At 69.5% G+C, this 20,800-nt stretch carries 15 protein-coding genes, 2 pseudogenes and 1 riboswitch; of the genes and pseudogenes, 7 read left to right on the forward strand and 10 right to left on the reverse strand.

Annotation, left to right across the window (positions count from 1 at the left end; translation table 11 throughout):
* Positions 1 to 38: 38 nt before the first annotated feature.
* The 4 genes from ACH45E_RS15100 (at position 39) to ACH45E_RS15115 (ending at position 5,446) form a co-directional block, all read left to right on the forward strand.
* A complete protein-coding gene (locus ACH45E_RS15100) occupies positions 39 to 2,792 on the forward strand; it encodes a bifunctional YncE family protein/alkaline phosphatase family protein (RefSeq protein WP_361438848.1) in 2,754 nt (917 codons plus the stop codon).
* 302 nt (positions 2,793 to 3,094) lie between these two features.
* Complete coding sequence (locus ACH45E_RS15105) at positions 3,095 to 4,186, forward strand: acyltransferase (protein WP_361438846.1); 1,092 nt, start codon at positions 3,095 to 3,097, stop codon at positions 4,184 to 4,186.
* Between the two features lie 83 nt (positions 4,187 to 4,269).
* Positions 4,270 to 4,414: riboswitch (cobalamin riboswitch) on the forward strand.
* A gap of 36 nt (positions 4,415 to 4,450) precedes the next feature.
* On the forward strand, positions 4,451 to 4,672 hold the full coding sequence (locus ACH45E_RS15110; protein ID WP_361438844.1) for a CbtB-domain containing protein: 222 nt from the start codon (positions 4,451 to 4,453) through the stop codon (positions 4,670 to 4,672).
* 21 nt (positions 4,673 to 4,693) lie between these two features.
* On the forward strand, positions 4,694 to 5,446 hold the full coding sequence (locus tag ACH45E_RS15115; protein WP_361438842.1) for a CbtA family protein: 753 nt from the start codon (positions 4,694 to 4,696) through the stop codon (positions 5,444 to 5,446).
* Positions 5,447 to 5,527: 81 nt separating this feature from the next.
* Here ACH45E_RS15115 and ACH45E_RS15120 read toward each other — a convergent pair whose 3' ends face one another.
* The 6 genes from ACH45E_RS15120 to ACH45E_RS15145 form a co-directional block, all read right to left on the reverse strand.
* Positions 5,528 to 6,118: a histidine phosphatase family protein gene (locus ACH45E_RS15120; protein WP_361438840.1), complete on the reverse strand. Its 591-nt coding sequence runs from the start codon at positions 6,116 to 6,118 to the stop codon at positions 5,528 to 5,530.
* Positions 6,119 to 6,214: 96 nt separating this feature from the next.
* Positions 6,215 to 6,499 carry a hypothetical protein gene (locus ACH45E_RS15125; RefSeq protein ID WP_361438838.1) on the reverse strand — a complete coding sequence of 95 codons (285 nt, stop codon included), beginning with the start codon at positions 6,497 to 6,499 and terminating at the stop codon, positions 6,215 to 6,217.
* A gap of 84 nt (positions 6,500 to 6,583) precedes the next feature.
* Positions 6,584 to 6,934: a cytochrome C oxidase subunit I gene (locus ACH45E_RS15130; protein WP_361438836.1), complete on the reverse strand. Its 351-nt coding sequence runs from the start codon at positions 6,932 to 6,934 to the stop codon at positions 6,584 to 6,586.
* Positions 6,931 to 8,652, reverse strand: a complete 1,722-nt coding sequence (ctaD, locus tag ACH45E_RS15135; RefSeq protein ID WP_361438834.1) for a cytochrome c oxidase subunit I — start codon at positions 8,650 to 8,652, stop codon at positions 6,931 to 6,933. Before ctaD ends, ACH45E_RS15130 begins: the two co-directional genes overlap by 4 nt.
* Before the next feature lie 167 nt (positions 8,653 to 8,819).
* Complete coding sequence (locus ACH45E_RS15140) at positions 8,820 to 9,419, reverse strand: hypothetical protein (RefSeq protein WP_399040870.1); 600 nt, start codon at positions 9,417 to 9,419, stop codon at positions 8,820 to 8,822.
* Positions 9,420 to 9,424: 5 nt separating this feature from the next.
* On the reverse strand, positions 9,425 to 10,519 hold the full coding sequence (locus tag ACH45E_RS15145) for a glutamate--cysteine ligase (RefSeq protein ID WP_361438832.1): 1,095 nt from the start codon (positions 10,517 to 10,519) through the stop codon (positions 9,425 to 9,427).
* Positions 10,520 to 10,675: 156 nt separating this feature from the next.
* Here ACH45E_RS15145 and ACH45E_RS15150 point away from each other — a divergent pair.
* A pseudogene (locus tag ACH45E_RS15150) lies at positions 10,676 to 11,834 on the forward strand (SpoIIE family protein phosphatase).
* Between the two features lie 19 nt (positions 11,835 to 11,853).
* On the opposite strand, the gene polX reads toward ACH45E_RS15150, so the two are convergent.
* The gene (gene polX, locus ACH45E_RS15155; RefSeq protein WP_361438830.1) at positions 11,854 to 13,581 is read right to left on the reverse strand and encodes a DNA polymerase/3'-5' exonuclease PolX; all 1,728 of its coding nucleotides are present in this window, start codon (positions 13,579 to 13,581) and stop codon (positions 11,854 to 11,856) included.
* 83 nt (positions 13,582 to 13,664) lie between these two features.
* Here polX and ACH45E_RS15160 point away from each other — a divergent pair.
* A pseudogene (locus ACH45E_RS15160) lies at positions 13,665 to 13,922 on the forward strand (protein-L-isoaspartate O-methyltransferase); the annotation flags it as partial.
* Here the strand turns inward: ACH45E_RS15160 and ACH45E_RS15165 are convergent.
* Positions 13,900 to 14,274, reverse strand: coding sequence for a VOC family protein (locus ACH45E_RS15165; RefSeq protein WP_361438828.1), 375 nt, complete (start codon positions 14,272 to 14,274; stop codon positions 13,900 to 13,902). The pseudogene ACH45E_RS15160 and the gene ACH45E_RS15165 sit on opposite strands and share 23 nt — an antisense overlap.
* Before the next feature lie 146 nt (positions 14,275 to 14,420).
* Between ACH45E_RS15165 and htpG the strand changes: the two genes are divergently transcribed.
* Entirely contained in the window at positions 14,421 to 16,331 is a 1,911-nt protein-coding gene (htpG, locus tag ACH45E_RS15170) for a molecular chaperone HtpG (RefSeq protein ID WP_361438826.1), read from the forward strand.
* 464 nt (positions 16,332 to 16,795) lie between these two features.
* Here the strand turns inward: htpG and ACH45E_RS15175 are convergent, their stop codons facing one another.
* Together ACH45E_RS15175 and ACH45E_RS15180 are read right to left on the reverse strand one after the other, a co-directional pair.
* Positions 16,796 to 18,601: an RICIN domain-containing protein gene (locus tag ACH45E_RS15175; RefSeq protein WP_361438824.1), complete on the reverse strand. Its 1,806-nt coding sequence runs from the start codon at positions 18,599 to 18,601 to the stop codon at positions 16,796 to 16,798.
* Positions 18,602 to 18,623: 22 nt separating this feature from the next.
* Positions 18,624 to 20,783, reverse strand: coding sequence for a beta-galactosidase (locus ACH45E_RS15180; protein WP_361438822.1), 2,160 nt, complete (start codon positions 20,781 to 20,783; stop codon positions 18,624 to 18,626).
* Positions 20,784 to 20,800: the final 17 nt, after the last annotated feature.

A 20,800-nucleotide genomic window follows, 5' to 3' on the forward strand; every position in this document is an offset into this window, starting at 1 on the left:
ACCCCCCGACCTCCCCCCTCCCTCGAAGGGACAGCCCCATGCAGGTAACACGGCAGCGTCGGATCAGTGAGAAGGAGCAGGTCAGCCTTCTCGGCAGACGCGTCGGTCGCCGGACCTTGCTGGTGACGGCGGGCATCGCGGTCGCCCTGGCCGTCACGGGCACCGCGGTTGCCTCGACGCACCAGTTCGGCACCCAGCAGGTCGGCCAGGTCACCGACGACGGCCAGGTCGTCGCCGCGGACCAGTACATCGCCCCGTACGGCGACCGCACCGTCATCAACGACGGCAAGATCATGTCGTCCTCGGTCAGCCCGGACGGCACCCATCTCGCCGCCTCGGTCGCCGACGGCGACGCGTCACTGGTCATCATGGACCTGGGGACCGGGCAGGTGAAGCAGAAGGTCGGCACCAACAAGGCGGACGACCTGCGCATCAGCAGCGGCTCCGTCGGCCAGGAGGGCCCGGCGTACTCGCCCGACGGCAAGCAGCTGTGGCTGGGCCAGAGCGACGGCTACACCAAGTTCACCGTGAACGCGGACGGCACCCTCGCCAACCCGACGACCGTCCCGATCCCGGCCGGCGGCTCCCAGCACGCACTGGTGGGTGCGGCGGTGTTCTCGGCGGACGGCTCCACCGTGTACTCCGCGGTCAACGGCCAGAACCGGGTGGTCGCCATCGACGCGGCGACCGGAACCGTCAAGCAGAGCTGGGCCGTGGGCAACGCCCCCCGTGGCATCGCCATGGCCGGCGACAAGCTCTACGTCAGCAACGAGGGCGGGCGTCCGGCCAAGGCCGGCGACACCACGATGAACTCCTACGGCACCCAGGTGCCGGCCGACCCGGACACCGGTGCCGCCACCACCGGCACGGTCAGCGTCATCGACCTGGCGGACCCGTCCGCCGCCGTCGGGAGCATCGACGTCGGTCTGCACCCGACCGCGGTGTACGCCAAGAAGGGTGCGGTGTTCGTCACCAACACCGCCGACAACAACGTGTCGGTCATCAGCACCGCCAAGGACAAGGTCGTACAGACCATCGCCACCCAGCCGTGGCCGGAGGCGAAGGTCGGCTACGAGCCCGACGCGGTGACACTCACCGACGACGGCCGTCTGCTGGTGACGCTCGGCCGCGCCGACGCGGTCGCCGTCTACCGCTACACCTCCCCCCAGCAGCCGGCCAGTTACGTCGGCCTGCTCCCCACCGACTACTTCCCCTCGGAGATCGCCACCGTGGGAAAGAACGTGGTCGTCTCCAACACCCGTGGCATAGACGCCCGTCGCCCCGACAACGCCGGGCACGGCACCCACGACACGACGTCGAGCCTGACGCGGTTCACGCTCCCGGACGACAGCGTCATCAGGGACCGGACGGCCAAGGTCTTCAAGCAGAACGGCTGGACCCGCGGCTCGGTCACGTCGGCCGACGGCAAGAGCCACGCCAAGCCCACGCCGGTCCCGGCGCGGCTCGGCGACCCCTCGACGATCAAGCACGTCTTCCTGCTCGTCAAGGAGAACCGCACCTACGACCAGGTCTTCGGTGACCTGCCGCAGGGTAACGGCGACCCGTCGCTCACGACGTTCGGCGCGAACGTGACGCCGAACCAGCACGCGCTGGCCCAGCAGTTCGGGTTGTACGACAACTTCTACGACGTCGGCACGAACTCCGCCGAGGGCCACAACTGGCTGATGCAGTCGGACAACCCGGAGTACACCGAGTCCTCGGCCGGTGAGTACACCCGCAGTTACGACACCGAGGACGACGTTCTCGGCCACCAGAAGTCCGGCTTCATCTGGACCGGTGCGCAGGCGGCCGGCAGATCCGTCAAGGACTACGGTGAGTTCCAGTCGATCGAGAGCAAGCCGGCCGGCGCGACCTGGCAGAACCTGTACTGCGACGCCAAGAACATGGACGCGACGGGGCAGCAGACCGCCTACCCCATCAAGACGGGCTCGGCGATCCCGTCGCTCAACAAGGTGGCGGTGCCCGGCTTCCCGCTGTTCGACCTCGACGTCCCGGACGTCTACAAGTACCAGATCTGGAAGCAGGACTTCGAGAAGGACGGTCCGGCGAACCTGAACATGTTCTGGTTCTCCAACGACCACACCGGTGGTCCGGCGAACGCGTCCGCCGAGGTCGCGGACAACGACCTCGCGGTCGGCAGGATGGTCGACGAGATCTCCCACAGCACGTACTGGAAGGACTCGGCGATCTTCGTGGTCGAGGACGACTCCCAGAACGGCCTCGACCACGTCGACGGCCACCGGGCGCCGGTCCAGATCATCAGCCCCTGGGCCAAGCGCGGCACCGTCGACGACCACTACTACTCGCAGATCACGATGATGCGCACCATCGAGCAGATCCTCGGGATCCACCCGATGAACCAGAAGGACAGCGCGGCCACGCCGATGTACGGGGCGTTCACCCGGAAGGCGGACAACGCGCCGTTCACGGCGGTGCCCAACCGGACCTCGCTGACCCTCGGCGTGAACCCCCAGCCCTCCTGCGGCTCCGACACCCCGGCGCCCCAGGACACCAAGGCGGCGGCAGCGCCGACGTCCGCGGCGGTGCCCGCGGCCCAGCGGGGGCTCGCGGCGCAGTGGAAGACCTGGGCGTCGCACCAGCGGCTGACCGGCCCGAAGGCCGTCCCCGACTACGCGAACCCCACGCAGATGAACCGCTACACCTGGTACCAGACACACAACTGGACCAAGCCGTACCCCGGCGACGGCAAGGTCTACGCGCCCAACGACGTGCCGGGCGCCTACATCCCGTCACCCGAGTCCGACGGCTGACCTGACACGCCCCTGAGACGCCCCTGGCCGGCGTCACCGACGGCCAGGGGCGTCGCCGTGCTCGGGCTCGGCCTCCGGGCGTGCGGCATTGAACTCCCTCGCTGTGTGCGACGTATGAGTCACCGCGGGTGGCGCTGTGTCATCCGGACCGTGAGCGGTGGCTACGTGCGCTTCAACGCGGCGCCGAGAGGAAGGGCCGAACAATTTCATCATTATCGAGCCGTCCCGTCAGCAGCGAGTCTGACATAGCCGTCCTGGTACGGCAGGGGGGCGGGGGGAGCAAAGTCAACAGCGGTATTCATGTGCCGGGGCTCGACGGGCTCCGCGGTATGGCCGCACTGTATGTGGTCCTTTTTCATTGCTGGCTGCTGGCCTTTCCCGGGTTTCCCAGGAACTCGGGACCGTTCTGGCTGGGCTGGCTGATGTACGGGCGTCTCGCCGTCGTCTTCTTTCTCGTGCTGTCCGGTTTCTCGCTGGCTATTTCCCCGGCACGTCACGGGTGGCGACAGGGCGGTGTCGCACGGTTCCTGCGGCGTCGCGCCTGGCGAATCCTTCCGCCGTATTGGGCCGCACTCGCATTCAGCACGGTGGTCGGTTACTTTGTCGTGCCCGCCTCCCATCATGGGCCGCCGAACCTCAGAACAATCATCGTGTATGGGCTGGTGGCCCAGGATGTGTTCACGGCTCGCACGCCGAATGGTGCGTTCTGGTCGATCGCCGTGGAGGCGGAGCTCTATCTCGTCTTTCCCTTGCTGCTGTTCGTCCGGCGACGGCTGGGAGCGGTACTCCTGGTCACGGGCGTGACACTACTCGTGGCCCTGCGCGGGCTGTTGGCGGAAAACTCGTTACCCGTCGAGGGTGACAACTGGCTTGCCCCGAATCTCGCGCCCGTATTCGTTGCCGGTCTGGTCGGCGCGGGAATCATTGTCGCGCGGGAAAAGGTACGGCGCATGCCCTGGCATTGGTTCGCCGCTGTGGCCGTCATGCCGCTGATATTGCTCATAGTTGTCCAGGGATCGACCTGGACAATAAAGCACTACTTCTGGGTGGATCTCGCCGTCGCGCCCGCCATGACCATGTTTCTGGCGGCGATCGCCACCGGGCGTCCCGTCTCTGTGATGCGGCTTCTGGCCACGCGGCCCATGCGCGGCCTCGGCGACTTCTCGTACAGCCTTTACCTCATTCATCTGCCGATCGTCATGGTCATCGTTCGGAAAATCGCCCCGGATTACGTATCGGCCGGACTGCCCACGTTCTGTTTCACGGTGGTTCTGGGGCTGCCCGCTTCGATCCTGTCGGCCTGGCTGTTCGCAGAGCTCTTCGAGATGCCCTTCAAACGAAACCGATCCTGGAAGTCCATGCTCTCGGCGGCCCGCTCACGCCGGCACGGCTGACCCGCCTGACCCGCCTGCCCCGTGTGCGGCCGGCCGCGCGGCTCGAGAGGAAGATCACGCCGGGTGGTGCGGTCTTGGCCGTGTCCGCGTCACGCGGTACGGTCTGTCCGATATTGACGACGGCGAGACGGAAGCCGGTGGGAATCCGGCACGGTCGCGCCACTGTATGCCAGACGCCCTTCGGGGTGTCCGGCAAGTCAGACCCGTGGCCGTCGTCCTGTGCACCACCGAAATGGGACGCGAACTCCCGGAGGAGGTTCTGCCATGGCGCAGACCGTCGCCCAGCCGACAGCCACCACTCCCGCCGTGCCCGCCACGCTGCCGCTGAAGGCGATAGCCCCCTGGGCGGTCTTCTTCGGCATCCTGATGCTCGTCCTGCTGTACTTCGTCGGCGCCGAGCAGGGCGCCACCTCCGTGCTCAGCGGCACGGACGTCCACGAGTGGGTGCACGACGCCCGCCACCTGCTCGGCTTCCCCTGCCACTGACGCGAGGGACGCCGCACGCCCATGAATTCCGCAACGGTAAGAAATCTCCTCGTGCGGGGCATGCTCGCCGGCCTGGCCGCCGGCGTGCTCGCCCTGGTCGCCGCCTACCTTCTCGGTGAGCCGAGTGTCGACAAGGCGATCAGCTTCGAGGACGCCCACTCCCATGAGCACGAGATGGAGGTCGTCTCCCGCTCCCTGCAGTCCACGGCCGGGCTCGCCACCGGCGTCCTGGTCTACGGGGTCGCCTTCGGTGGCATCGCCGCGCTCGCGTACTGCTTCGCGCTGGGCCGGATCGGCCGCTTCGGCCCGCGTGCGACGGCGCTGCTGCTGTCCGGCTGCGCGCTGCTCGCCGTGTACGTCGTACCGTTCCTGAAGTACCCGGCCAACCCGCCGTCCGTCGGTGAGCCCGACACCATCGGCAAGCGGACCACCCTGTACTTCCTGATGATGGTGCTCAGCGTCCTTCTCGCGATCGGCGCCACCATACTGGGCAAGCGCCTGGCGCCCGGCCTGGGCACCTGGTGGGCGACGGTGGTCGCGGCGGCCGTGTTCGTCGTCGTGATCGGTCTGGCGTACGCGTTCCTGCCGGCGATCAACGAGGTGCCGAAGGACTTCCCGGCCACCCTGCTGTGGCGGTTCCGTCTGTCGGCCCTGGCCATCCAGACCGTCCTGTGGGGCGGATTCGGCCTGCTCTTCGGTGAGTTGGCCGAGCGGCAGCTGAATCCCAAGCCCGCGGCAGCCCCGTCGGGGCGGAGAGTTCCCGCCTCGAACTGAACGCTTCGGGATACGAGAGGGGGCCCTCGGAAACCTTCCGAGGGCCCCCTCTCGTGCAGGGCGGGACGCGCCCGTACGGCCTCAGCGCGCCGGGACGGTGTCCGACGCGGCCAGCGGCTGCCCGAGCCGCAGATTCCACCGTCCGGCCCGGCCACTGAGCTCCGTGGCCGTCAGCGGCGGTACGTCCAGCCGCCAGAAGGACGATGCGGGCAGGCCCAGTACATGAACGGCCGCGGCCCGTACGACTTCCGGCTCGACCACGGCGAGTGTACGGCCGTCCGTGTCCTGTGCGGCGTCCAGCCAGCGCCCGACCCGCTCGCACACGTCCCGCACCGACTCCCCACCGTGGGCTGCCCAGCCGGGGTCTGCGAGCCATTGGCCCACCGCCTCCGGCTCGGCAGCCGCCACCTCGTCAAGAGTGCTGCCCCGCCAGCGGCCCACGTCCAGACCCCGCAACTCCGGCGTCTGAACGGCCTCGAGACCGAGCGCCACCGCCGTCTCCCGACAGCGCACACTCGGAGACGCGGACACCCGGGCCGGCGCGGGCAACGACCCGGCCGCCGACCGGGCGCGGGCCGCCCCGACGCCGTCCAGCGAGTCGCCGTCGTAGAAGCGGGCCTGACGCAGCGACGGGCTCGTCGCGGCCGACACGAAGGTGACACGGCTCGTCACGTGGCTGCTCCTCCTGCGGTCGGCGTGGGACGCGGATCGCCCGCCCCGGCCGCGAACATAACAGGGAGGTGCCCCGTCGCGCGTCGCCGATCTGCGTCATACGGAAGCCACGACCTGGCCGGACATGACCTCGGGAGGGTTGGGGAGCAGCGGCGCGAGGTGGTCCCGTACGAAGACGGCCGCCCTCTTGATCGATTCGTCGGCCCCCGCCTCGTTCTCGAAGATGCTGGTGGAAACCATGACTCCGTTGCCGGCGTCGACCCAGTAGTAGGCCACGAGGCCGGGGATCTCACGGATGAGCGGGACGAAACCCTCGTTCACCCGGCGCCCCGCCTCGGCCGGATCGGTCACTCCTGAGTACCGTCTGACGGCTGCGTACATAGTTGATCTCCCTACGGTTCAGGTCATGTTGGACGGTCGATGCCGCGCATGGCGGCCTGGTCCGGACGGTGTGGCCCGGCCGGGTCAGAGGATGAGCAGCAGTGTGGCCACGGTGGTGAAGCCGGCGCACACGGCGAGCACCATGCCTACGCAGCGCCGCCGCAGCGCCCGGTAGCGGTGCTCGTACTCGGCGCGCAGCGACACGCACCGGGCCGCGACCCGTTCGAGATCCGTACGGGCGCGGTGCAGGCTGTCGGCGACGTACCGCCGTTCGACGTCCTCACGTTGCGCCGTCGTCAGCCACTCCAGGGGATGGGTGAACTCCCGCGCCCGCTGCTCCGCTTCCGCGATCCTGGCCTGCCACAGCAGGTATCCCTCCACCTCGTTGCCGAGGTCCCCGCCGGCTCCGGGCCGCGGCCGCGGCGGACCGCTCACCCGTGTCCTCGGTCGGTCGTGGCCCGGACTCCGCCGGCCTCCTGTTCCGACATCGCGATGTCGGGGTGGTGCAGGTCGAACGCCGGGGACTCGCTGCGGATCCGCGGCAGGGTGACGAAGTTGTGCCGCGGCGGCGGGCAGGAGGTCGCCCACTCGAGCGAACGGCCGTAGCCCCACGGGTCGTCGACGCCCACCCGCTTGCCGTACCTGGCCGTCTTCCACACGTTGTAGAGGAACGGCAGCATCGACAGGCCGAGCACGAACGAACCGATCGTCGAGACCGTGTTCAGGGTGGTGAAGCCGTCGGCCGCGAGGTAGTCGGCGTACCGGCGGGGCATGCCCTCGGCGCCCAGCCAGTGCTGGACCAGGAAGGTGGTGTGGAAGCCGACGAACAGCGTCCAGAAGGTGACCTTGCCGAGGCGTTCGTCCAGCATCCTGCCGGTGAACTTCGGCCACCAGAAGTGGAATCCGGCGAACATCGCGAACACGACCGTACCGAAGACGACGTAGTGGAAGTGGGCCACCACGAAGTAGGAGTCGGACACCTCGAAGTCCATCGGAGGCGAAGCCAGGATGACGCCGGTCAGACCACCGAAGAGGAACGTGACGAGGAAGCCGGCCGCCCACAGCATCGGCGTCTCGAAGCTCAACGAGCCCTTCCACATGGTGCCGATCCAGTTGAAGAACTTCACCCCGGTCGGGACCGCGATCAGGAAGGTCATGAAGGAGAAGAACGGCAGCAGCACCGCACCGGTGACGAACATGTGGTGCGCCCACACGGTGACGGACAGACCGGCGATCGAGATGGTCGCGGCGACGAGTCCCATGAAGCCGAAGATCGGCTTGCGGGCGAAGACCGGGATGATCTCCGTGACGATGCCGAAGAACGGCAGGGCGATGATGTACACCTCCGGATGGCCGAAGAACCAGAAGAGGTGTTGCCACAGGATCGGGCCGCCGTTGGCCGCGTCGTACACGTGGGCACCGAACTTGCGGTCCGCCTCCAGGGCGAACAGGGCGGCGGCCAGGACCGGGAAGGCCAGCAGGACCAGGACACCGGTCAGCAGCACGTTCCAGGTGAAGATCGGCATGCGGAACATGGTCATGCCCGGCGCGCGCATGCAGATGATCGTGGTGATGAAGTTGACGGCGCCGAGGATGGTGCCGAAGCCGGAGAAGGCGAGGCCCATGATCCACATGTCGGCGCCGACGCCCGGCGTGCGGATCGCGTTCGACAGCGGGGAGTAGGCGAACCAGCCGAAGTCGGCCGCCCCGTCCGGGGTGAGGAACCCGCCCACCGCGATCGACGACCCGAGCAGGTACAGCCAGTAGGCGAACATGTTCAGCCGCGGGAAGGCGACGTCGGGTGCGCCGATCTGGAGCGGCATGATCCAGTTCGTGAAGCCGGCGAACAGCGGCGTCGCGAACATCAGCAGCATGATCGTGCCGTGCATCGTGAACGCCTGGTTGAACTGCGTGTTCGAGATGATCTGCAGGCCCGGCCGGGCCAGCTCGGCGCGCATGAGCAGCGCCATCACGCCGCCGATGAGGAAGAACGCGAACGACGTCGTCAGATACAGCGTGCCGATGGTCTTGTGGTCGGTGGTCGTCAGCCACTTCACCACGACATTGCCGGGTTGCCTGCGCCTCAGCGGCAGCTCGTTCGCGTACGAGTCCTCAGCCGTCGGGGCACCCTGGGGTTCGTTGAGGATGCTCACAACTCGTCCGTCTCCCACTACTCGCCGCCCGGCGGCGCTTGGCGTCAGTCACCGGCCATCCTGGCCGTACGGCGGCGGGGCGCAGTAGCCGGATCGGCCGACGTGCGGCCGATCGAATGACGGATACCCCCGAATGGAGCCGCGTGCGGGAGCCCCGCCCGGGTCCCTCACGCCGGGCCGATCGTCACCGTCGTCGTGACCCGGGTCATGGCGGGTTTCCGCGGCACCGAGCTGAATCCGAAGCGCACGGGCGGTTCGACGGGTGCGACCGCACCGAGGTCCTGGCCCTCGAAAACCGCGGACAGCGCGCGGATCGGGCGCAGGTCCCGGGCGCCGTACGACTCGCGGCGCCCGGCACCGGCGCTTCCGCGGGTGCGCACACCGGACAGCAGCGTGCGGGCGGCCCGGTCCGTCAGCGCGCACCATGCCGGACGGCGGGCCAGCACGCCGGGGACGGCGCACAGCAGCAGCCCGAGGAGCCCCCGACGGCCGGTGGTGAAGCGCAGGTCGAGCGACCCCGCGGTGACGGTCCAGGAACCGCCCGCGGCACGTACGCCGACCGGGACGACACGTACGGTGTCGAAGGCGTAGGTGCCGCTGATGAAGTCCGCCGTCCTCCGCGTCGGCGCGAGCAGCAGCCGGGTTCCGTCGGCCCGTTCGAGCATCACGTCGCTGAACGGGCCGAACGGTGAACGCAGCCAGGTGCCGAGGACGATGCGGGTCCCGGAGGCCGTACCCATGCCCGCGATCCAGCCGTCGAAGCGCAGCCGGGTCACGGCGTGGTGCTTTCGCCGCCGATCAGGTCGGCGACCGCCCGCAGCCCTCCTTCCTGGAGGGCGGCGCGCTGCCGGTCGGCCCCGGTCCCGTGTTGCAGGAGCCGGTGCATCAAGGCCGTGACCTGCCGGGTGTCGTCAGCCGTGTCGAGTGCTGGAGTGATGTGCCGCTGGAGCTCGTACAGCACGTCGCCGGCCCGGCGCCGGCCACCTCCAGGATCGATCAAGGTGTTGCTCAGACCGTGGCGCGCCGCATGCCACATGGCGGCCTGGAGCAGCTCCGGGGCGCAGTCCGGAACGGGAGCCCCCACGGTCGCGTCCGCGAGGGCGATCTCCGCGAGGGCCCGTACGATCCCGGCGAACATGACCGCCTGATCCGCGCGCAGCTGAACGTCCAGGCACCGCACTTCGAGAGTGGGGTACCGGTCCGACAGGCGGGCCTGCCAGTACAACTGGCCGGTGTCGGAGATCAGGCCGCTCTCCAGGAGCTGAAGCACCCGCCGGTCGTAGTCCGCGGCGTCGCGGAACAGCGGAGGCACGCCGCTCACCGGCCAGCGGTTGAAGATCACCGTGCGCCAGCTGGCGAAGCCGGTGTCGTGACCGTCCCACAGCGGTGAGTTCGCCGACATCGCGGTCAGCGTCGGCAGCCAGACCCGCATCCGGTTGAGGACCTTCACACCGGCCTCACGGCTGGGCACGGCGACGTGCACGTGCATGCCGTTGACCAGCTGTTCCACCACCAGCTGCGGCGCCTGCACGGCCATGGCCCGGTAACGGGCCCGGTCGGTGACGGCCACCGGACGGCCATGGCGCAGCGGCGGTGTCCCACAGGCCGCGATGCGGCACCCGTGTGCCTCGGCGGCCGCCCCGACGGCATGCCGCAGGCGCAGCAGATGCCCGCCGACCTCCTCCAGGGTGACGCACACCGGCGTGGCCACCTCGACCTGCGCCTGGAGCAGCTCGCACTGCACCTCCCGGTCGGCCGTGACGGACGCCAGGCCGGCGTCGACGCGCACCTTGTCCGCCCGGGGCACGGGCAGGCCCGTGACCTGGTCGAGCAGCAGGTACTCCTCTTCCACACCGATCGTCGTCATCGGTCACCCTCTGTTCCGCACCTCGGGGAAGGGGTGCACGCTCGTTGGGCGATCCGAGTGCCCACGCCCGTTTCATGGCAAAACCTGCCCAAAGGTCGGATGCCGGTGATGGTGGAGGAAGACGCCATGGGCCGGCCGGCGGAAGGAGCGAGTGCCATGAGCCGAGCGGAGCAGCGCCCGGGGTGGGCTGATCGCCCGGAGGACGGGGCATCGGGCCCGAGTGGGCTGCTGGATCTGCTGGGTGTCGCCGCGGTGCTGGTGGAGGCCGACGGCCGGATTGACATGTGGAGCCCGCAGGCCGAGGAACTGTTCGGCTATCGCGGCGGCGAGGCGGTCGGGCAGTACGCGGCGCCGCTGCTCCTGCATCCCGAGCACCGGGAGGCGGCGATCAGGCTGTTCGCCGAGGTGATGGAGACCGGCCGGGGCTGGGCGGGAGCGTTCCCCGTCCGGCACAAGGACGGCAGCACCCGGATGATCGAGTTCCGCAACATGCGGCTGACGGACAACACCGGCGAGCACTACGCCCTGGGACTGGCCACCGACCGGTCCACGCTCCGGCAGGTGGAACGCCAGGTGGCCCTGTCCACCCGGCTGGTCACCCAGGCGCCGATCGGCCTGGCCGTCCTGGACACCGACCTGCGGTATCTGGCCGTCAACCCGGCCCTGGCGGCCATGCACGCAATTCCCGAGGCCGACCACATCGGCCGGAGATCCCGGGAGGTCCTGCCCGGTGAGCCTTATCCCCCTCGACGGCGACCGCACCGCCCTCACGGTGGGCGACGTCATGGGCAGCGGTATCCCGGCCGCCACCACCATGGGCCGCCTGCGCACCGCCACCTCCACCCTCGCCGACCTCGACCTCGACCCCGCCCGGATCCTCACCCACCTCGACAAGATCGCTCTCGGCCTGGACCCCTATTTCGCCACCTGCGTCTACGCGGTGTACGACCCGCACGACTGCCGCCTGCACGTGGCCTCCGCCGGCCATCTGCCGCCCGTCCTCATGCGGGCGGGCCGGCCACCGGAACTCCTCGACCTGCCCACCGGCACCCCGCTGGGAGTCGGCGGCGTCCCCTTCGAGACCACCGTGCTGGACCTGCGTCCCGGCGACCGACTGGTCCTGTACACCGACGGACTGGTCGAAACCCGCAACGACCCCATCGACGAACGCCTGAACGACCTCCTGCGTCTGCTGTCACCGCCGTACCCTGCCGCGGAGGAGATCTGCGACCGCCTCCCGCGGCAGCTCCTGCACCCCGACAGCCATGACGACGTCGCGCTGCTCATCGCCCGTACGACAGGGCCAGGGTCCTGACGCCCTCGGCGGCGCGGCGTCAGGCCGCCCGGTCCTTGCGCAGGAACCGGCGCAGCCGCCGCAGCGGCCACGTGTTGATCACGTCCTCCGGGGCGAGCCATCCGCGTTGTGCCATGCCGATTCCGTAGCGGAGGTACGCGAGCTGGGGGATCGAGTGGGCGTCCGTGTCGACGGCGAACTTCGCCCCGAGACTCCTGGCGCGGAGGACGTCCTCGTCGCCCAGGTCGAGACGGTCGGGCTGGGCGTTGATCTCCAGCGCCGTGCCGGTGCGGGCGCAGGCGGCGAACACCTCGTCGAGGTCGGCGTCCACGCCCGGCCGTTTGCCGATCAGGCGGGTGGTGGGGTGCCCGATGATGTTGACGCGGGGGTTCTCGCAAGCGCGTACGAGCCGCCGGGTCATCGCCTTCCGGCCGAGGCTGAAGTGGGAGTGCACCGAGGCCACGCACATGTCGAAGCCCTCCAGGAACTCGTCGGGCCAGTCCACCTCCCCTCCGGGGCCGATGTTGAGCTCGGTGCCGTGCAACAGCCGCATCCCGCGGTGACGCCCGTCCAGTGACCGCACCTGCTCGCGCTGGGCGAGGATCTTCTCGTCGGTCATGCGCTGCATGTACAGGTTCGGTGCGTGGTCGGTGACCGCGTAGTACGCGTAGCCGCGCTCGGCGGCCGCCGCCACCATCTCCTCCAGCGGGGCGAGGCCGTCGGTGAGGTCGGTGTGGGTGTGCAGGTCACCCTTGATGTCGCTCTCGGTCACGACCGCGGGCAGCTCGCCCCGCAGGCCGGCTTCGATCTCTCCGCGGTCCTCACGCAGCGTGGGCGGGATCCAGGGCAGGCCGAGTCTGGCGTACACCTCGTCCTCGGACCGGGAGGCGACCCGCTCCGCGCCCTCGGCTTCGAACAGCCCGTACTCGGAGAGCTTCAGCCCCAGACGGACGGCGATGGTGCGGGTGCGGATGTTGTGCGCCTTCGAGCCGGTGAAGTACTGCATTCCGGCGCCCCACGATTCCGGTCGTACGACGCGCAGGTCGACCTGCACGCCTTTCACGGTACGGATCGACGTCTTCTTCTGGCCGTGTGCGATGACCTCGGCGGTGGAGGGCAGTTCGGTGAGGGCGGCCATGAAGGGGGCCGACCGGTCGGCGGCGACGAGGACGTCGATGTCGCCGATGGTTTCCCTCATACGGCGCAGCGACCCGGCGTACGCGCAGTTCTCACATCCGGTGATCCGGGAGAGTTCCGCGACGATGTCCTCGGCGGACTCCATGGCGGTGCTCAGCAGGATCCGCCCTCCGGCCTGCTGCATCAGGGCGATGCCGTGCAGGATGTTCTCCTCGGTCTTCTCGCCGAAGCCCTTCAGGTCGCGCAGCCTCTCCGCCTTGATGGCGTCGGCCAGTTCGCCCACCGAGGAGATGTGCAGGTCCTCGTAGAGTGCCATCGCCTTCTTGGGGCCGAGGGTGGGGATGGTGATCAGCTGCCGCACCCCTGCGGGAATCCGGGCCCGCGTCTCCTCGACCACCGTGACATGGCCGGTCCGGAAGTACTCGACGACCTTCTCGGCGATGGACTTTCCCACACCCGGGATCTCTTTGAGACCCGCGACATCGAGGCGGGAGACATCGGCGGGGTGGCCGGCGATCGCACGGGCGGCCTTTTCGTAGGCGCGCGCCTTGAACGCGTCGCCTCCGGTGATGGCGATGAGGTCCGCGTACTCCTGGAGGAGTGCCTCGACCTCGTCGTTCGATCGGACCACGTCTCACAGTCTAGGGTCCGCACAGCGAGAGGCGACGCGGCGCCAGGCGCGGAGCAGCGGACACGAGTCATGAGCGAAGCGATGTCGTGACCATCGAGATGCGGCCCGGCATCGCGGATCGGGCACGTCACAACCTCGCCCGTCAGGGCATCCGGAATGTCGAGCTGCGCATCGGGGACGGCAGCGGCGGCGTACCGGACCGCGCACCGTACGACGCGATCATCGTGTCCGCCGCGTTTGCGAGTGTGCCCGCCCCGCTGACCGCGCAACTGCGCCCCGGCGGCCGCCGAAAGCCCAGGAACGCCGACGCGTACCGGGTCACGCCTCCTGATAGAGGTTGACGATGTTGCCGTCCGGGTCGCGCAGCCACACCGACCGGCGTCCCCACGGCTGGGTCGTCGGCGGTTTGAGGACCTCGGCACCTCGGGCCGACAGACGCTCGTGGTGTGCGTCCACGTCGGTGACCTGGAACTCGAGAGTGAAGCCGCCGCTCGAGGCTGCGGCCATGGACCCGGGCACCATCGACTCCATGCCTTCGGCGGAGAAGAACGACAGGACGGCACCGGGGACCGTCACCCGGGCGAAGGGGTCGCCACCTTCGACATCCGCGTCCAGGAGCGCGGCGTAGAAGGCGGCGAGAGCCGGGACGTCGTCGGTGATCAGAGAGGTGCCGGTGAAGTGTGGCTGCCGCATCCGGGCATGGTAGACCGACGGTCTGACACCGCGGCCGCCGGCGTACGGATCCAGCCACCGATCCCGTCTCCAGCCGCTGCTCTGACATGGTGTTTTACAGTGGCTTCCACCAGTTCCGGCGATGAATCTGAGAGGTATGCGCGAACATGCCGACCGAGACGTTTGAGTTTCAGGTGGAGGCCCGTCAGCTGTTGCAGCTGATGATCCACTCGGTCTACTCGAACAAGGATGTCTTCTTGAGGGAGCTCGTCTCCAACGCGTCCGACGCGCTGGACAAGCTGCGCCTCGAGAAGCTGTGGGACGACTCGCTCGACGCCGATGTGTCCGATCTGCACATCGAGCTCGACGTCGACAAGGACGCCCGCACCCTGACCGTGCGGGACAACGGCGTCGGGATGTCGTACGACGAGGTCGGGCGGCTCATCGGCACGATCGCCAACTCGGGCACCGCTCAGTTCCTCCAGGAACTGCGGGAGGCCAAGGACGCGGCCGGGGAGGAGGGGCTCATCGGCCAGTTCGGCGTCGGGTTCTACTCCGGCTTCATGGTGGCGGACGAGGTCACCCTGCTGACCCGCCGCGCCGGCGAGAGCCAGGGCACCCGCTGGACCTCGCGCGGCGAGGGCACGTACACGCTGGAGACGGCCGACGACGCGCCGCAGGGCACCTCGGTCACGCTGCACCTCAAGCCGGCCGACCCGGAGAACCAGCTCCACGACTACACCTCCCCGTGGAAGATCAGGGAGATCATCAAGCGGTACTCGGACTTCATCACCTGGCCCATCCGGATGGTGCCCGAGGACTCCGCCGCGGCCGACGAGAGCGACGAGGCGCCCCAGCCCGAGACGCTCAACTCCATGAAGGCGCTGTGGGCGCGGCCACGCGACGAGGTGTCCGACGACGAGTACCACGAGCTGTACAAGCACATCGGCCACGACTGGCGTGACCCGCTGGAGACGATCCGCCTCCAGGCGGAGGGCACCTTCGAGTACCAGGCCCTGCTGTTCCTCCCGGCGCACGCCCCCCACGACCTGTTCACGCGGGACGCCAAGCGCGGCGTGCAGCTGTACGTCAAGCGCGTGTTCATCATGGACGACTGCGAGGCGCTGCTGCCGCCGTACCTCCGCTTCGTCAAGGGCGTCGTCGACGCGGCGGACCTCTCGCTCAACGTGTCCCGCGAGATCCTCCAGCAGGACCGCCACATCGAGCTGATGCGGCGACGGCTGACGAAGAAGGTCCTGTCCACGGTCAAGGAGATGACGGCCAAGGACCAGGACCGCTACGCCACGTTCTGGCGGGAGTTCGGCGCGGTCCTGAAGGAAGGACTGGTCACCGACTCGGAGAACCGCGACGCCATCCTCGCCGTCGCGTCGTTCGCGAGCACGCACCACGACACCGAGCCGACCACGCTCAAGAACTACGTGGAGCGGATGAAGGACGGGCAGGACGACATCTACTACCTGACCGGCGAGTCCCGGCAGAGCATCGAGAACTCCCCGCACATGGAGGCGTTCCGGGACCGGGGCATCGAGGTGCTGCTGCTCACCGACCCCGTCGACGAGGTGTGGGCCGATGCCGTCGGCGAGTACGAGGGCAAGAAGCTGCGCTCTGTCGCCAAGGGGCAGATCGACCTCGACGCCGAGGACGAGGACACCACCGACGGCGAGCGGGAGAAGCGGACCGAGGAATACGCCGGGCTGCTCGGCTGGATGAAGGAGCAGCTGGACGAGGACATCAAGGAGGTGCGCCTGTCCTCCCGCCTCACCGTCTCCCCGGCCTGCGTCGTCTCCGACGCGCACGACCTGACCCCGGCCCTGGAGAACATGTACCGCGCGATGGGCCAGGAGGTGCCCCGCGCCAAGCGGATCCTGGAACTCAACCCGGACCACCGGCTGGTCAAGGGCCTCAACCAGGCGTACAAGGAGCGTGAGGACCACACGGAGCTCACCGAGACCGCCGAGCTCCTGCACGGCCTGGCGGTGCTCGCCGAGGGAGGCCAGCCCAAGGAACCGGCCCGCTTCGTGAAGCTGATGGCGGACCGCCTCGAGCGCGCGCTGTAACGCGGCTCCACCGGGCATCGAGGACGTCGGGCGGCGGCCGCGGTCAGGACGCGAGCCGCTCGCTCACCTCCCACCTATCTGACGACGACGCGGTGGCGCACGTCCTCGTCCGCACCCTCACCCCACCACCGCCTGGTGCCCGGCGGGGCTGGTCCACCCGTTCGATGGCGGCTGAGACCGGCCTGAGTCAGAGCACGGTGAGCCGGATCTGGCGGACCTGTCGCGCCCGGCCGGGTGAACAGGTCACGGTCGGTCCGCGCCGGGCGTGGTCCCTGCCGCGCCAAGCCGAGGAACCGGTCGGCCTGTTCGTGGCCCCACCGCTGTGCGTGCTCGCCGTGACGGCCCGGGCCGGTCGGGGCGGAGCCATGCGCGTCGCCGGGGCGACCGCCGCGGGCCGACTGTTCGGCCAGGACCGGGAGCCGGCCCACGTACGGCCTCTGACACCGAAGAAGAGACGACGGCCGTTATTCGATCAGCTTCCAGTCCTGGGAGCCGTCCGTCGCCGCGTTCTGCAGGGTGAGGGGGGCTCCGTCGGAGGTGCCGGTCAGGTACAGGCCGGTGTTCTTGACGGACTGGAACCTGTAGTAGCCGTCGGTGGTCTTGATGAGGTTCCAGCTGCCGGTGGCGCTGTCGTCGACCCACTGGCCGATCTTCTGACCGGCCGTCGCGTTGCCCGTCCAGATCGCCGCCGCGCGACCGCCCGACTTGTTGAGCAGCGTGACGCCGCCGTTCGGCTCGGTCACCAGGTGCCAGTACTCGGTGTCCTTGTCGGTGACCGCGCCGGGAGCCTCCAGCCGGACGTCGGGCACGTCCCCGTTGCCGAGGTTCGCGTCGTTCGTCTTGCCGCCGGTGCCGATCACCTGGCCGGTCTTGCGGTTCACCAGCTGGTGGTAGGCGCCGTGCGAGTGCCCGAGGTCGACCTCGGCGAAGGCGAGCGTCGAGGTGCCCTGGTTGTTGAGGATCGCGATGCGGCCGGTGCCCTTGACGTACTGCAGGTCGCGGCTGTAACCCGCCGGCGAGGTCGTCTGGTACTCCTTCCACACGCCGTCGCCGCGGCCGCTCTCATTCACCCAGACGTCGCCGCTGCCCGCGGCGTTGTAGACCAGGCGCCCTCCGGGAAGCCTGATGAGGACCGGACTGCCGCCGGTCGCCAGGGGATGGGAGCCGGGGGCGACCGGCAGGGAGGTGACGCCGTCACCGGTGGGGGAGCCGCTGTAGAACTTCAGCGGGTTGTCGGCGATCCGGTAGCGGGTGTTGGCCCCGCCGCCCCAGTACTCATACGTGAGCAGCCACTTGCCGTCCGTCGTCCGCACGACGTTCGCCATTCCCGGCCGGCCACCACCGATCTCCGACTTGCCCCCTCCCATGTCCTCGGTCTGTCCGGCGATGTCGACGACGGGCCCGCTCCACTGACCGCCGCGTCCGTCCCAGGTCTTGTGGACGAGGATCTGGCCGTGCGAGTCCGCGGCGGTGTCGTTGCCGGGGTCCAGGGCGGGGACGCCGGTGGCCGGGTCAAAGCCGGTGTAGTCGTTCTCGTCGGAGTAGTAGCAGACGAGCTTGCCCTTGTAGACCATCAGGTACGGCTCCCAGAGGGGATCCACCTGCTTGTCCGTGTTCGCGGCGGCGACGTTCCGGCCGATCGCGCCCGCGCTGCCGCCCTGCCAGCCGCCCGTGGCGACGATGTTGACGACCCTCCACGAGGCGCCTTCGTCGGTGCTGGCGTACAGGGCGATCGCCATGTCCCCGCGGTCTCCGTCGTTGGACGGCGTCCAGTTCGGGTCGGCGGCCTTGTGCTCCTTGTAGTAGGAGTCGTCGCCCGACACGACGCTCGCCAGGAGCAGGGTGCCACGCTTCAGTTTCCCGACGTCCTGCGGCAGCGTGTACAGGTACGGGTTCGTCCAGTTGCTCGTGTACTTCGCGTACCGGGGGTCGCCGGAGAGGTACGCCGGGGCCTTGACCTCCGACAGCGGCTGCCATGTCGTCCCGTGGTCGTCGCTCTTGTACACGGGGAGGGTCTGCCCGTCGGCGCTGCCGGTGGCCGGCACGACCGTGGACTTCTCGAACGACGCGACCAGGCGCCCGCTCGGCAGCTGCGCCGACTTCGGGTAGATGGCGCAGTTGCCGCGCCCCTTCAGACAGGGTTCGCTGCCGAGCTGGTACAGGATCCCGCCCGTCGGGTTGTACGCCCACGCGCCGGCCATGGGGATCATGAGCAGCGCGGACGCCGCGCCGAAGGTCCCCAGCGCCCTCGCGAGTCTTCTTCTGTGCATGGCCTCTCCCAGGGGTGACTGGTCAGGAACGGGTTCGGTCGATACCGGTGGAGACGAGGACGCGTACGTCCCACGGGCCGAGGTCCGTCGCCGCGCCCGCGGCGACGGACGTGCCGTCGAGGACGTCGGAGAGGTGCACCGGGGCGCGGACGCTCGCGGGTTCCCAGCTCCAGTTGTGGACGATGTGCACGCGGCGCCCGTCGGGTGCGGTCCCGGTCGACGCGGTCACCGAGGCCGGCAGGTCGCCCCACGTGTGGCGGGCGGACGGGGCCAGCCATTCGGCCAGCGTCCGGGCGAGGTCCCGGCCGGGCACCGTGCCGACGTACGTGACCCGGCCCGCGCCGTGGTGGCGGGTGGTGACCGCGGGCCAGCGGCCGAAGTGCGGATGGTCGTACTCGACGAGGACCTCGGCGTCGGTGACGGCCAGGCCGTCCGCCCAGCGGGTCGCAGTGGCACCGCCGGGCAGATCGAGCGGACCGCCCGGCGCGGACCGCACGGGCACGTCGCGGAGCAGGTTGCTGAATTCGTCGTACGAGACACCCGCGGCGCCGGTGAGACGGCCGGGGGCCGGTTCGGTGCGGGCGCGGGCCTCGTGGTCGGCGTAGCCGGTGCGCGGGCCGAGGACCAGATGGCCGCCGGCGTGGGCGTAGGCGGCGAGCCAGTCGAGGGTCGCGTCGGCGGCCAGGTACAGCGCCGGTACGACGAGGACCGGGTGGCGGCGCACGGCCTCCTCGGGCGTCAGGCCCTCCCGCTCCCCGCTCTCATCGTGCAGCTGCCGGGCGTGCACGATGCGGACCTGGCGGCCGGCGTCGAAGGCGCCCCGGTAGAAGGGGTCGAAGATACGGTGGTAGGCCGCCGGGTCGGGTTCGCCGTCGGGCTTGGCCAGCGGCGGGTACTTCTGCATCAGCCACTTGCTCGGCGTCGAGTACACCAACGTGATGTCCGCGTCCGGTTCGAGACCGGCCACGAGTGCGCCGGCCGTCTCGAACTCCCCTCCCAGCCGGGCGAGTTCGGCGTAGGCGCGGCCGGGCTGTCCGGTGTGGGGCAGGACGCCGCCCCAGTAGGTCTCCGCACCGAAGTGCAGCGTGTGCCAGTGCCAGTACTCGATCATGCGGGCGCCGCGCGCGACGAGCGCCCAGGCCGCCTGGCGCCACTGGCCGTCGTAGGCGGGCCGGTTGTCCCACGGGAAGCCGATGGAGCCGGCGTTGGTCTCGGTGACCAGGAACGGCGCCTGGCGGGAGGAGAACATCCAGTCGGCGGTCTGGTGGAGCGCCCACACGCCGGTGGTCTTCCACATCTGCTCGTGGCCGTCGGGGGTGGGGTCGGGCAGCAGGAGGCCGTCCTGCATGTCGTAGTACGGGTTGCCGGCGGCGATGTCGAGGCGGTCGGTGAGCGCGTCGTCCTCGACCGCGGGGCGGGTGTAGGAGATGCAGGTCGTGACGAACTGCTCGGGGCGGGCGTACTCGCGGACGATGTCCGCCTGCCAGCCGATGAACTCGGTGACCTGGCGGGCCTGGAACTCCCGCCAGGCGACGTCGTACTGGGGCTGGGCGTTGCCGTCCGGGGTCCACAGGTCCGCCCAGGTGGACAGCCGGTGCGACCAGTAGACCAGCCCCCACTCGCGGTTGAGGGTCTCCACGTCGCCGTACTTCTCCCGCAGGTGGTCGGCGAAGCGCTGGAAGACGCCGTGGTTGTGGAAGAGTTCGAGTCCGGGCTCGTTGTCGACCTGGAAGCCGATCACCGCCGGGTGGCCGGCGTACCGGCGGACGATCCTGCGGACGACCCGTTCGGCGTGGAACCGGAAGGCCGGGTGGGTGAAGTCCACCTCCTGCCGGGCGCCCCAGCCGATGCGCTCACCGGTGCGCCGCTCGCCGGTGATCTCCGGGTACTGACGGGCCAGCCACGGCGGGACGGCGTACGTCGGGGTGCCGAGGACGACGGAGATACCGCGCTCGTGGGCACCGTCCAGCACCGGCTGGAGCCAGTCGAGGTCGAAGCGGCCGTTCTCCGGCTCCCAGGTCGACCAGACCGACTCGCCGACCCGGATGACCGTGACACGGGCGTCGGCCATCAGGTCCAGATCGGTCTTGAGGCGCTCGTCGGGGCGCTCGGCGCTGTAGGGGGGCCGGTACTCGTGGTAGTACGCGGCGCCGAAGAGGACGCGGGCAGGCAGAGCCGCCATGAAGGGGACCTCCGAAG

This window comes from Streptomyces sp. NPDC020299 (assembly GCF_044387825.1).
Taxonomy (GTDB): domain Bacteria; phylum Actinomycetota; class Actinomycetes; order Streptomycetales; family Streptomycetaceae; genus Streptomyces.

Excerpts from the sequence above, each read along its gene's own strand:
- ACH45E_RS15115 (WP_361438842.1), top strand. The coding sequence starts at position 4,694 with ATGAATTCCGCAACGGTAAGAAATCTCCTCGTGCGGGGCATGCTCGCC.
- ACH45E_RS15110 (WP_361438844.1), top strand. The coding sequence starts at position 4,451 with ATGGCGCAGACCGTCGCCCAGCCGACAGCCACCACTCCCGCCGTGCCC.
- ACH45E_RS15145 (WP_361438832.1), bottom strand. The coding sequence starts at position 10,519 with ATGACGACGATCGGTGTGGAAGAGGAGTACCTGCTGCTCGACCAGGTC.
- ACH45E_RS15175 (WP_361438824.1), bottom strand. The coding sequence starts at position 18,601 with ATGCACAGAAGAAGACTCGCGAGGGCGCTGGGGACCTTCGGCGCGGCG.
- ACH45E_RS15100 (WP_361438848.1), top strand. The coding sequence starts at position 39 with ATGCAGGTAACACGGCAGCGTCGGATCAGTGAGAAGGAGCAGGTCAGC.
- ACH45E_RS15165 (WP_361438828.1), bottom strand. The coding sequence starts at position 14,274 with ATGCGGCAGCCACACTTCACCGGCACCTCTCTGATCACCGACGACGTC.
- ACH45E_RS15180 (WP_361438822.1), bottom strand. The coding sequence starts at position 20,783 with ATGGCGGCTCTGCCTGCCCGCGTCCTCTTCGGCGCCGCGTACTACCAC.
- ACH45E_RS15125 (WP_361438838.1), bottom strand. The coding sequence starts at position 6,499 with ATGTACGCAGCCGTCAGACGGTACTCAGGAGTGACCGATCCGGCCGAG.
- htpG (WP_361438826.1), top strand. The coding sequence starts at position 14,421 with ATGCCGACCGAGACGTTTGAGTTTCAGGTGGAGGCCCGTCAGCTGTTG.